Source organism: Pokkaliibacter sp. CJK22405, assembly GCF_046614695.1.
Taxonomy (GTDB): Bacteria; Pseudomonadota; Gammaproteobacteria; order Pseudomonadales; family Balneatricaceae; genus Pokkaliibacter.
The window spans coordinates 23497-35794 of record NZ_JBKKHQ010000015.1; the positions used below are offsets into that span (position 1 = coordinate 23497).

Annotated in this window: 14 protein-coding genes; 12 read left to right on the top strand and 2 right to left on the bottom strand. The window is 49.9% G+C overall.

From position 1 onward, the window contains the following. Positions 1-10 precede the first annotated feature (10 nt). The 9 genes from ruvB (at position 11) to nadA (ending at position 7766) form a co-directional block, all read left to right on the top strand. Entirely contained in the window at positions 11-1012 is a 1002-nt protein-coding gene (gene ruvB / locus ACKC9G_RS11415; protein WP_411405407.1) for a Holliday junction branch migration DNA helicase RuvB, read from the top strand. Positions 1013-1114: 102 nt separating this feature from the next. Continuing rightward, a complete protein-coding gene (locus ACKC9G_RS11420; RefSeq protein ID WP_411405409.1) occupies positions 1115-1411 on the top strand; it encodes a TraR/DksA family transcriptional regulator in 297 nt (98 codons plus the stop codon). Between the two features lie 224 nt (positions 1412-1635). Next, on the top strand, positions 1636-2307 hold the full coding sequence (gene tolQ / locus ACKC9G_RS11425) for a protein TolQ (protein WP_411405609.1): 672 nt from the start codon (positions 1636-1638) through the stop codon (positions 2305-2307). A gap of 5 nt (positions 2308-2312) precedes the next feature. Then, positions 2313-2726, top strand: a complete 414-nt coding sequence (gene tolR, locus ACKC9G_RS11430) for a protein TolR (protein ID WP_411405411.1) — start codon at positions 2313-2315, stop codon at positions 2724-2726. A gap of 4 nt (positions 2727-2730) precedes the next feature. Next, a complete protein-coding gene (gene tolA / locus ACKC9G_RS11435) occupies positions 2731-3810 on the top strand; it encodes a cell envelope integrity protein TolA (RefSeq protein WP_411405413.1) in 1080 nt (359 codons plus the stop codon). A gap of 47 nt (positions 3811-3857) precedes the next feature. After that, positions 3858-5117: a Tol-Pal system beta propeller repeat protein TolB gene (gene tolB, locus ACKC9G_RS11440; protein WP_411405415.1), complete on the top strand. Its 1260-nt coding sequence runs from the start codon at positions 3858-3860 to the stop codon at positions 5115-5117. 74 nt (positions 5118-5191) lie between these two features. Next, positions 5192-5701: a peptidoglycan-associated lipoprotein Pal gene (gene pal, locus ACKC9G_RS11445; protein WP_411405417.1), complete on the top strand. Its 510-nt coding sequence runs from the start codon at positions 5192-5194 to the stop codon at positions 5699-5701. Between the two features lie 100 nt (positions 5702-5801). Continuing rightward, positions 5802-6551, top strand: a complete 750-nt coding sequence (ybgF, locus tag ACKC9G_RS11450; RefSeq protein WP_411405419.1) for a tol-pal system protein YbgF — start codon at positions 5802-5804, stop codon at positions 6549-6551. Positions 6552-6713: 162 nt separating this feature from the next. Continuing rightward, a complete protein-coding gene (nadA, locus tag ACKC9G_RS11455; RefSeq protein WP_411405421.1) occupies positions 6714-7766 on the top strand; it encodes a quinolinate synthase NadA in 1053 nt (350 codons plus the stop codon). Between the two features lie 66 nt (positions 7767-7832). Here the strand turns inward: nadA and ACKC9G_RS11460 are convergent, their stop codons facing one another. Next, a complete protein-coding gene (locus ACKC9G_RS11460; protein ID WP_411405423.1) occupies positions 7833-9266 on the bottom strand; it encodes a M48 family metalloprotease in 1434 nt (477 codons plus the stop codon). A 117-nt stretch (positions 9267-9383) separates the two neighbouring features. Between ACKC9G_RS11460 and ACKC9G_RS11465 the strand changes: the two genes are divergently transcribed. Further along, a complete protein-coding gene (locus ACKC9G_RS11465) occupies positions 9384-9623 on the top strand; it encodes a sulfurtransferase TusA family protein (protein ID WP_411405611.1) in 240 nt (79 codons plus the stop codon). Then, positions 9624-10703: an AI-2E family transporter gene (locus tag ACKC9G_RS11470; RefSeq protein WP_411405425.1), complete on the top strand. Its 1080-nt coding sequence runs from the start codon at positions 9624-9626 to the stop codon at positions 10701-10703. A gap of 78 nt (positions 10704-10781) precedes the next feature. On the opposite strand, the gene ACKC9G_RS11475 is transcribed toward ACKC9G_RS11470, so the two are convergent. Next, positions 10782-11252 carry a peroxiredoxin gene (locus ACKC9G_RS11475; RefSeq protein ID WP_411405427.1) on the bottom strand — a complete coding sequence of 157 codons (471 nt, stop codon included), beginning with the start codon at positions 11250-11252 and terminating at the stop codon, positions 10782-10784. Positions 11253-11415: 163 nt separating this feature from the next. Here ACKC9G_RS11475 and dapA point away from each other — a divergent pair, with 163 nt between their 5' ends. Continuing rightward, a complete protein-coding gene (gene dapA / locus ACKC9G_RS11480) occupies positions 11416-12294 on the top strand; it encodes a 4-hydroxy-tetrahydrodipicolinate synthase (protein ID WP_411405429.1) in 879 nt (292 codons plus the stop codon). The last annotated feature ends 4 nt before the right edge of the window (positions 12295-12298 follow it).

Below are 12298 nucleotides of genomic sequence, written 5' to 3' on the forward strand. Positions count from 1 at the left end.
GGTCATTGGCATGATCGAAGCGGATCGTTTTATTAGTCCCACACTTAAGGGTGGAGAAGAGTCTCAGGATCGCGCGATTCGTCCAAAACGTCTGGATGAATACATTGGTCAGCACGCGGTTCGCGAGCAGATGGAAATTTTTATTCAGGCTGCGAAGAACCGTGGTGAAGCGCTGGATCATACGCTGGTCTTTGGACCACCGGGTCTGGGCAAAACGACGCTGGCTAATATTATTGCCAATGAAATGGGGGTAAGCATTCGCTCAACATCTGGCCCTGTACTGGAGAAAGCGGGCGATCTTGCCGCCATGCTAACCAATCTTGAGCCAATGGATGTGCTCTTTATCGATGAGATTCACCGGCTGAATCCTGCCGTGGAGGAAGTACTTTATCCTGCGATGGAAGATTACCAGCTGGATATCATGATTGGAGAGGGGCCCGCCGCTCGCTCTATAAAGCTTGATCTCCCTCCTTTTACGCTTATCGGCGCAACAACAAGAGCAGGTCTTTTAACGTCACCTTTACGTGACCGCTTCGGGATTGTGCAGCGTCTGGAGTTTTATAACGTCAAAGATCTGACTCACATTGTTGAGCGTTCATCACAACTCCTGGGTGTGGGAATTGAGTCCAAAGGTGCCTTTGAGATTGCTCGTCGCTCTCGGGGAACACCACGTATAGCTAATCGCCTGTTGCGCCGGGTTCGTGATTTCTCGGAAGTTAAGGGTGATGGCACTATCACTGAAAGCATTGCCGGTCAGGCGCTGGATATGCTGAATGTGGATAAAGAAGGCTTTGATCACATGGACCGACGCCTGCTGGTAACATTGATTGAGCACTTCAATGGTGGTCCCGTCGGTATTGACAGTTTGGCCGCTGCGATTAGCGAGGAGCGCGATACCATTGAGGATGTGCTTGAGCCTTTTCTTATCCAGCAAGGATTTTTGACCCGGACGGCGCGCGGACGTATGGCGACAGATAAAGCCTACGAGCACTTTGCGCTGGAGCGGCGCTAATCTGTCCAATCGAGATAAATCTGATCTGTCATGACCTGCATCAAGGCTCATCTTTAAGGGCATGAATACACTGCTTGGCTCTGATCCCCGGAGTTGAGGTGCATGATGACAGGTTTGACGACATCCCATGTGCTGGCAGTGCAACGATCTCTGCTGGCGCAATATCAAAATTTGCAGCAGCTGAAGTCAGAAGCATCCTTTTTACCGGTCCCCAGTAAAGATTTTTGTCATTGCCAATTTGTACGACTTGGGCAAATAGAACAGGCGCTGGCTGCAATTGAGGAAGGGGAATACGGTATTTGTATTATCTGTCACCAGGATATAGAACCTGCGCGACTAGGGGAAAATCCTTTAACTGTTTATTGCGATCAATGTCAGTGTGATGACAAAAAAAAGTGATCATCACATGAAAAAAATATCGGCATGAGCGCCTCTTCTCTTTTTTCGATGAACTCCCTATCCTGTGCGCAATTCCTACGAGTCACGCATCCTATCAGCCGAAATATTTTGAAAAGAATATTCTCGCACGCAAAAACTCTGCCAGTAGGCATTAAGTAATAAATCCATTAGGCTTACATTTCCTTTTTATTCTGCCTGGAGTGTTTTGAGTGGCCGAACAGCATATGTCCGTTTGGGGGCTCGTCTCTAATGCGAGCGTGCTGGTGCAAATCGTTATGCTGATCCTTTTTATGGCCTCTGTGCTGTCCTGGATCATCATTTTCCAACGCCGAGCTGTGATGAACTCATCCAGAAAAGCGCTGGAAGAATTCGAAGACCGTTTCTGGTCAGGTATGGATCTCAGCCGTCTTTATCGAGAAATCTCCGCCAATCAGGATGATGATAATGGTGTAGAGAATATCTTCGCCTCCGGTATCAAAGAATTCTCACGTATGCGTCAGCAGCCCAATGTTGATCCTGAAACTGTTATGCAGGGCGTGCAACGCTCTCTAAAAGTGGCTGTGTCCAAAGAGCAGGATAAGCTCGAGGTGCATCTTCCTTTTCTGGCAACCGTAGGTTCTGTCAGCCCCTATATTGGTTTGTTTGGTACCGTCTGGGGGATCATGAATGCATTCATCGGTCTGTCTAATGTTCAGCAGGCTACACTGGCGACAGTTGCTCCCGGTATTGCAGAGGCGTTGATCGCTACTGCGATTGGTCTTTTTGCTGCTATCCCTGCTGTCGTCGCCTACAACCGTTTTGCGGCGCAAGTTGATCGCTTGTTAAACCATTATGAAACCTTTGCGGATGAGTTTAGTGCCATCCTGTATCGCAAACTTCACACGATGGATGGCTAAGCGTTATGGCTCGTCGCGGACGTAGATTAAATGCCGAAATGAACGTCGTGCCTTATATCGACGTCATGATGGTGTTGCTGGTTATTTTTATGGTTACCGCTCCTATGCTGACTCAAGGGGTTTCTGTTGAGTTGCCCAAGGCGCCAGCGGATCCGATTCAGTCAGAGCAGAATCAGGAACCTGTAATTGTTACGGTTAATGCCGATGGCTTGTACTTTTTAAGCCATGGCGGCAAAGACACAGAGCCTGTGGAGCTGTCGTTGATTCAGCAACAGGTTGCCAAAATTCTGGCTGAGGCCCCAAAGACTAAAGTCTTTGTACGAGGCGACAAGCGGGTTCAATACAACCTGGTTGTTGGACTCATGGTGGCCCTGCAGGAAGCAGGTGCGGGAACTGTAGGACTGGTAACTGAGCCTTGATGTCGTGAGCGTTTTTTCCAGCCGTTCGTATTTTACTCCTACCGTACTGGCGATCCTGCTGCATGTGCTGATTATCGGCGCTTTTGTAGTGAATTGGACATTCGCTTACGAATCTCGCCCGCCGCAACCCATGCCGCATTATGTTGAAGCCGAGATGATTGATCTAAAGGCGCTCAGCAAAGGCAAGGCAAAAACTCAACCCGACAAGCAGCGTCTGGCGGAGCAAGCCAAGCAGGTTGAAGAAGAAAAGCGTAAAGCTGAAGAAGCTCAACGTGTTCAGGAAGAGAAACGCCAGGCCGAAGAACAAGCGAAGCAAGAGCTGGAAGAACAAAAGGCAGCTCAGCAAGAAGCCCAGAAAAAAGCGGCTGATGAAGCTAAAAAAGCTGCAGAGGCGCGTGCTGAAGCGCAAAAAGCCGAAGCTGATGCTCAGGCCAAAGCAAAAGCCGAATCTGAACGTAAAGCGGCTGAAGAAGCTAAGAAAGTAGCAGAAGCGAAGGCGAAGGCCGAAGCTGAAGCAGAGGCTAAGCAGAAAGCAGAAGCCGATGCTAAAGCTAAAGCGGAAGCAGATAAGAAAGCTGCTGAGAAGGCTAAGGCAGACGAAGCGAAGCGTCAAAAAGCCATAGAGGATGCGCGCAAGAAAGCGGCTGCTGACGCTAAGCAAAAAGCGCAGGAAGAAAAGAAAAAAGCGGACGAAGCACGTAAGAAAGCTGAAGAGAAACAGCGTCAGGAAGCCTTGAAGAAAGCCCTTCAAAATGATTTGAATGCGGCTGCTTCGAATGACAGTACGTCCGTTAATGATGCGAAAGGTTATATCAACAAACTGGTGAGTGAAGCCTGGGTCAGACCGCCTTCTGCCCGAAATGACATGGTGGTGCAGTTACGCATTAACCTCACCAGTTCAGGCAAAGTAGTCGATGTTCAGGTGGTGGCTTCAAGTGGTAATGATGCCTTTGATAGTAGTGCGGTCAATGCCGTCAAACGTGTGGTGCAGTTTGATGAGCTTCAGAAACTTGATCCGAAAGTTTTTGATGCCAATTTCCGTAACTTCATTCTAAGGTTCAAACCTTCTGATCTGCGGTTCTAATAGAGAGTATGTGTATGTTTAAAAAACTCTGCCTGGGATTGCTCTGCATGCTGAGCGTAAGTCTTGCGCATGCCGAGCTGACCATTGAGATTACCAAAGGTGCGGATAACCCGACACCTATCGCAATTGTTCCCATGCAATGGCAGGGGTCACCTCTTAGTGAAGATATTTCCCAGATCGTTTCTGATGATTTGAAACGTTCTGGTCAGTTTGCCCCACTTGAGCGTGGGCGCATGCTGAACTGGCCTTATCAGCAAGACCAGATCTTCTATCGGGACTGGACCATCCTGAAGCAGCAGTATCTTGTTATCGGCCGTCTGACCCAACAAGGCAGCCAGTATCACGCTGAGTTCGAACTGTACGATGTTGCTCATGAGCAGCGTATTCTTTCCGGCCAGGTTAATGGTGGTCAGAATAATTTGCGGGATATTGCACACTATATCAGCGACCAGATCTATCAAAAGCTCACAGGTATCCGTGGTGCCTTCTCAACCCGTATTGCTTATGTATCGGCACAGCACTTTGCTGGCGGCAAAGGTAAATATCGGTTGATCGTAGCGGATGCTGACGGCGCTCGCCCTCGTACTATTCTTGAGTCGAATGAGCCCATTCTTTCTCCATCCTGGTCACATGATGGCAAGAAACTGGCTTATGTTTCTTTCGAAACCACGCGTCCGGCAATCTATATTCAGAATCTGTCAACCGGACAGCGTCAGCGCCTTAAGTCTTTCCCTGGCTTAAACGGCGCTCCTGCATGGTCTGTAGATGGCAACAAACTGGCTTTGGTGCTTTCCAAAGATGGCAATGCTGAAATTTACCAGCTGAATCTTGGCAATCTTGATTTGAAGCGCCTGACCCATCAATTCTCCATTGATACAGAACCCAGCTATACTCCTGATGGGCGTGGATTGATCTTTACCTCTGACCGTGGTGGTCAGCCGCAGATTTATAAAATGAACCTCGCCAGTGGTGATGTGCAGCGTCTCACCTTTGTCGGTAATTACAATGCAAAAGGTGAGCTTAGTCAGGACGGTCGTTTCCTGGTTACTGTTCATCGTGAGTCTCGTGGGGCCAGCTTCCATGTTGCTGTACATGATCTGCAAACAGGCCGTGTGACTCCGCTGACGGAATCCAATCTTGATGAGTCGCCAAGTATCGCGCCTAACGGCACGATGGTGATTTATGCCACCAAAGAGGGTGGTAAAGGTGTACTGTCCGTGGTTTCCATGGATGGACGTTTCAAGTACGTATTGCCTGATGCTACAGGTGACGTGCGTGAACCTGCCTGGTCTCCTTATCTGAACTGATAAGACAGGCAAACCGGCCTTCTGGGCCAAACATAACTGCCATTTAATTTTTTGTGATACTGGAGAGATCCAAAATGAAACTGTCTGCTGTTAGCAAAGCCGTTGCCCTGGGCCTGTCACTGGCGTACCTGGCTGGTTGTAGCACTTCAGGGAAGACTACTGATGCTGGTCAGGGCACTGATATGTCCTCCGGTTCTACCTATGGTACTGATTCTGGTAACGCCAATGGCGCGATGGATGCATCTGCTATTGCCAACATCCCATCAGTATTTTACTTTGACTTCGATAGCTCAGAGATCAAACCTGAGTACCGTGATGCGCTGGCTACTCATGCGCAGTACATCCGTTCTAATCCTTCTGTTCATGTACGTCTGGAAGGTAACACTGACGAATGGGGTACCCGTGAGTACAACCTGGCACTGGGCGAGCGTCGTGCGAAAGCCGTTGCTGCATTCCTGATGGACCAGGGCGTTAACTCCAGCAGCATTGAAACCGTTAGCTACGGCGAAGAAAAACCAGCCAACCCATCCAGCAACAAGGATGCGTGGTCTGAAAACCGTCGTGTTGAGCTGAAGTATCAGTGATCTGAATTAGATGCGAAATAAGCCCTTATTGTTATCTGTAAGTCTGGGAGCTGTACTGACAGTATCCCAGGTTTGGGCCGATACGGTCCCAGTCCTGGAAATGAACTCGGTTGATAACTCAACCAGTAGCAGTGGTTACTCCAGTAGTAACTCTGCTTCTGGTCAGGGTGGCGGTTTCAGCGGAGGTCAGTATGAGCAAATCCAGAGTCTGCAGCGAGAGTTGCAGAGCCTGCGTGGTCAGATTGAACAGCTGAACTATCAGGTAAAACAGTTGCAGCAGGATCAGAAGGATCAATACCTCGATCTTGATGGGCGTATATCGCGTCTTAGCTCGACAAGCGCTAGCAGTGACATGGGAGCAGGAACAGGTGCGGCAGACCTGCCTGCTTCCTCCTCGGAGGGAGCCTCTGGCCCCTCTGATGCTGCTTCTGGCTCTGGTAATGCTGGTGGTACAACAGCTAGCAGCAGTGCAAGTGAGCAAGCAGAGTACGATAGTGCCTTTCAGCTCGTACGTAGCCGAGCATTCGACCAGGCCGCCACAGCCTATCAGCAATTCGTTCAGCGCTATCCCAGCGGTAAGCTGACCGGCAATGCTTGGTATTGGTTGGGTGAGATTTACCTGGCGATGTCTCCGCCAGACACGGCGCAATCCAGAGAAGCTTTTGCCAAGGTGGTGACGGCGTTCCCTGAAAACCGGAAGGTTCCTGATGCGCTTTACAAGCTGGGAGTGTTGTCTGCCCGTCGAGGTGATAAGGACAACGCCAAGAATTATCTGCAGCAGGTGATTAGCGGTTATGCTGACTCATCTGCTGCGAAACTGGCTCAGGATTATCTGAAGACGCTGAATTAAGCTGATTGGATAAAGAGAGCCGCACTGAAGGCACTGTGTATTGCACAGTGCCTTTTTTGTATTCCTGACTTGGGGGTTTAGGTATAATCGCCCACCCAGCGAGTCTGCGCAGAGCCTTGCAGATCCAGTGGTTGTTGTGTTAGTAGGGAATAGCGAATCGATATGCTCACTGAAAAAGAGATAGCCGATAAGGTCATGGTGCGAGAGCATCTTGCGCGTATAAGCCTGACATCAGAAATGTCAGTTCAGGACACTGAAGCTTATAAAGAAGAAATTAAAAGCCTGCTTAAAGCGAATGATGCCTGTCTTGTAGCTCACTACTATACCGATCCCGTTATTCAGGCTCTGGCAGAGGAGACCGGCGGTTGTGTTGCTGATTCTCTTGAAATGGCGCGCTTTGGCAAGCATCACGAAGCCTCTACTTTAGTGGTGGCCGGTGTCCGTTTCATGGGAGAGACATCGAAGATTCTTAGCCCTGAAAAAACCATCCTGATGCCGACACTTGAAGCAACCTGTTCACTGGATATTGGCTGTCCTGAGCAAGAGTTCTCCGCCTTTTGTGATCAGCATCCCGACCGACAAGTTGTGGTGTATGCCAATACTTCTGCAGCGGTCAAAGCTCGGGCTGACTGGGTGGTGACTTCCAGTTGTGCATTGGAAATCGTTGAGCATCTGATGGACCAGGGGCAGAAAATTATCTGGGGCCCCGATAAGCATCTCGGCCGCTACATTGAGCGTGAAACAGGTGCCGATATGCTGATGTGGAACGGCTCTTGTATTGTTCACGAAGAGTTCAAGGCCAAAGGCCTGACAGACCTCAAAGCGGTATATCCTGATGCTGCTATTTTAGTCCATCCTGAGTCGCCGGAGGCTATGGTCGATCTGGCCGATGTGGTGGGAAGTACCAGTCAGCTTATCAAGGCTGCTCAGACTATGCCCAACGACACCTTTATCGTGGCGACAGATAAAGGGATTTTTTACAAGATGCAGCAGGCTGCTCCCGGAAAGCAGTTAATCGAGGCTCCTACTCGTGGTAATGGCGCTACCTGCAGAAGCTGTGCACTGTGTCCGTGGATGGCAATGAACTCTCTTGAGCGCCTGGCTGCTGTGCTGCGTAATAAAGATCAGGAGATTCATGTGGATGATGCGCTCCGCGAGAAAGCACTGATCCCCTTGAACCGAATGCTCGATTTCACAGCTTCGCTTCGTCGCTAATTGACGAGATTAAAAAAGCGCTCCAGAGAGCGCTTTTTTGTTAGTGCTATATATGATGTCGATGAATTAGCGCATCGACTTTTCCCAGCCTTCCCAATTTTTAACCTTGGTGTCCATGGCATCCAGTACATCATTGTCCTCTTTTGTCAGGCCGCGGGCATTTCGCGCATACCGAATCTGCTTCTTGGCGAGCTCCCAAGAGGCGGTATGCATAAAGTACTGAATTCTGGATTCATGCACGGCGATAATATGCTGTAGCCTGCCTTCAACTTCGGAGAGGTTGTACCACACATCAGCTACTTCAGGATGAGACTGGCTAAGCTGCAACAGGGTCTTTCTTGCATCTTCAAGATGACCATGTTCCTCCTGCATACGTGCAAGCTCAGTCCCAATGATCAGATTTCCGGGAAAGATTCCCCAATAGGTATTCAGAACATCAAGGCCTTGTTCTGGCTTACCGGTTTGTTCAAGGTAGCGTGCGCGCAGGGTTTGAACTGAGAGATCATTACTTTGATGCGTCTCAAGCCATTTTATGGAAGACGCAGCGTTATTGCCTTCTTTTCGCTCCAGCTCCGTCAGGGCATAACCGTAGTGTGCGCCGGCATTATCAGGCAGGTTTGCGACCCGCGAGCGGTAATAATTAAGAATCTGTTGGCTCGCTTTATTGGCGAGCACGTTAGCTCGAGCCTGCATCATTAGAAAACGCGGATCGACAGGGTCTGATTTCTGTGGGTATTGCGCTGCTCTGGCTTCGGCATCGGCAACACGGTTCTGGGTAAGCGGATGGGTGAGCAGAAACTCTGGCACCGTCGTGTTGCTATTGAAGTCATGCTCCAGTTTCTTGAGCATTTCAGGCATGGCTTCCGGGTCAAAGCCCGCCGCAGCCATCACTGATAAGCCTCTTCGGTCAGCTTCTTCTTCATGCATGCGGCTGTATGTGAGGGCATGACCATCCTGCGCTGCCATACTGGAGGAAATCGCAGCCCCTCCGGCTTGTGCTCCTGCGGCAATCCCCAGCACAGCACTGGCGACCATTGAGGCAATCCAGAAAGGGCGCTCTTTCTCTTGTTGGGTAACTTGCTGCGCGTAGTGACGAAGGCTCAGGTGGCTTAACTCGTGCGCCAGAACTGAAGCCAGCTGGTCCTGATTATCCACGTACTTGAGAAGTCCGGCATTTACGCCAATCAATCCGCCTGGAATAGCAAAAGCGTTCAGCTGTGTGCTTCGCATGACGAGCACGTGTACATTGGGATCGGGCAGCTGCGCATAAGGCGCGAGATCGTAGATTAATTCTGAAAGGTAGTTGTCAAGAGCGGGGTCGTTGAGGGTTTGGCCGGAACCCTGCAGCTGGCGAAGCATATAGTCGCCGATGCGGTTTTCATCACTAATGGAAACTGCAGAGGAAGAATAGTCGCCCAGATCAGGCAGGGAAAGATCCAGAGCGAAAGAGTGGTTTGAGCCAAGTAATAATGTTGTTGCCAGAACAAAAGCTTTTTTCACATCTATCCTCCCTAACCGCTGAATCAGTCTATCCCCGGTGTTCCAAGGCAGCAATGATGCAGCCGTGACAAAATTTTGCTATACAGTGGCTTCCTGCCGCTACCAACCTTGTGAGTGTTGCTTTTGGAAACCCCGATTCTGGATGCGACAGGGCTCGCCTGTCCGTTGCCATTGTTAAAAACCAAACTTGCTTTAAAACCCTTGTCGTCGGGTGAAACTCTTCATGTGCTGGCAACCGATGCTGGCGCCGAGCGTGATATTCCTGCCTTCGTCAATCTGAGCCCTCATGTGTTGGTGCGAAGCACCGTTGAAGAGGGGATTTATCACTTCTGGATTACCAAGGGAGAAAGCGCATAAATGTTCAGCGTATTAAAAGACTGGATTGACCGGCACTTCTCTAATGAAGAGGCTCTGGTGTTATTTTTCCAGCTGCTGTTGGCGCTGCTGGTCGTGCTTTTCATGGGGCATATCCTCGCACCACTTTTTGCCAGCGTTATTCTGGCTTTTCTTCTGCAGGGTATTGTTGCCTGGGTGGAGCGGCGTGGCATTCCTCATACACTAGCGGTGATCAGTGTCTTCGTGATCGCTGTCGGAGTCTTTTTCGGCTTTGTGGTTTTCTTGTTACCCATTATCTGGGGACAGCTAAATAACCTGCTTAAAGAGCTGCCACGTATGCTCAATGACGGGCAGACATCTTTGATGCTATTACCCGAACGATATCCGGATCTAGTCTCCGCCGAACAAGTACGCAACTGGATTTCGCAGGCAACAGGCGAGGTGGGTCGACTGGGTCAGTTTCTGGTGAGCTTTTCGTTATCTTCTATTGCCAACGTGATGACGATTCTGGTCTACAGCATTTTGGTGCCGATTCTCATGTTCTTCTTCATGAAGGATGGCAAATTGATCACTGGCTGGTGGGCAAAGAACTTTCTTCCACGCAAACGGAAGCTGCTTGCTCAGGTCTCAGTGGAAATGGATGCGCAAATTTCCAACTATGTGCGCGGCAAGGTGATTGAGATTCTGATCGTCGGTGCAGTCTCTTACGTGGCTTTTGCTTTGCTTGATCTCAACTATGCGGCGTTGCTGGCCTTATTGGTTGGGCTTTCCGTCGTGATACCTTACATCGGTGCTGCCGTGGTAACCATTCCGGTCGCACTGATCGCCTACTTTCAGTGGGAGTGGAGTAATAGCTTTATTTATCTGATGGTTGCTTATGGGATCATTCAGGCGTTGGATGGCAACGTGCTGGTCCCTTTGTTGTTCTCGGAGGCTGTTAACCTGCATCCGGTAGCCATTATTATTGCAGTACTGGTGTTCGGTGGGTTCTGGGGGCTGTGGGGAGTGTTCTTTGCCATTCCGCTGGCGACGCTGTGTAAGGCAGTGCTTCATGCCTGGCCTCGCGAGCAGGAAATTATTACGACTAATCATTCCGGGTAATGCTGGAAGAGAAGGGGCTGATAAAGCCCCTTTTTAATGCTCTTGCTCTGACTGTATGGGTCTTAACCCATCATAACCTCAGCTTTGTATTGACTTGGCTGCTTCCAGAACTTCTTCAACATGACCTTTCACTTTAACCTTGCGCCATTCTTTTTGCAGGATGCCATTGTTATCAAACAGGAAGGTGCTGCGTTCAATACCCTCATGTTCCTTGCCATAGAGCTTTTTCAATTTGATAACATCAAAAAGGCGGCAAATTTTTTCATCAGGATCGCTTAATAGCGCAAACGGAAACTCATGCTTCTTGGCAAAGTTTTCATGGGTACGCAGGCTATCGCGGGATACACCGATAATCATGGTATTCGCCGCTTCGAACGCCGAGAAACTATCACGGAAATCCTGACCTTCTGTAGTACAGCCAGGCGTATTGTCTTTCGGGTAAAAATAGATAACGACTTGTTTACCGCTGAACTCGCTACTGTTGATATCACCCAAATGGGTTGCTGCGCTGAATTCCGGAATCTTTTCGCCTACCTGAACTGTGCTCATGAAGTGTCCTCACTGACGTCGCTTATGGCCTTGATGTTGGCTAAATTTGGGGGCGAGCAAATGGAATACAAGCGTAACTTGCCTTTGCGCAGTCGTGCTTTAGAATGAGGCGGCAATTTTCAGGTTATGCCTGATAACGACTGATTTTCGTAACGGAGAGATTATGATCAAAGGTAGCCTCGTCGCCTTGGTGACACCAATGTCAGCTGGTGGAGCAATTGACTGGGCCGCCCTGGATGCGCTGGTTGAGTGGCATATCGAATCCGGCACCAGTGCGATCATCGCGGTGGGTACGACAGGTGAGTCTGCAACCCTTGACCCAGCTGAGCATGCCAAGGTAATCCGTTACATTGTGGAGCGTGCTAAAGGTCGTATCCATATTATGGCGGGTACCGGCGCCAACGCGACTTCCGAAGCGATTGCGCTTTCCAAAGCAGCCAAAGAGGCCGGTGCTGACAGCTGTCTCTCCGTTGTTCCTTACTACAACAAGCCCACTCAAGAGGGTTTGTATCAGCATTTTCGTACCATCGCCGAAGCCGTCGACATTCCTCAGGTGCTCTATAACGTTCCCGGACGTACTGTCTGCGACATGTCAGGTGAGACAACACTGCGCTTAGCTAATGATGTTCCCAATATTGTTGGGATCAAGGATGCTACAGGTGATCTGGAGCGTGGTCGCTGGCTGATCGAAAATGCTCCTGCAGGCTTCGCGCTTTACTCTGGTGACGATGGTACTGCGTTGGATTTCATTCTCATGGGCGGCTATGGCGATATTTCTGTGACAGCCAACGTCGCGCCTAAAGCCATGGCTCAAATGTGTGCATTGGCACTGCAGGGCAAGGCCGATGAAGCCCGTGCTCTGAATGAGACGTTGATGCTACTGCATAACAAGCTATTTGTTGAAGCTAACCCGATTCCCGTTAAATGGGCGCTGGCAGAAATGGGGCGTATCGGTTTCGATATCCGTTTGCCTCTTACCAAGCTTTCTCCCCAGTACCATAGCGTGGTGCGCGAAGCGCTGGTCCACGCCGGTCTGATTTGAGGAG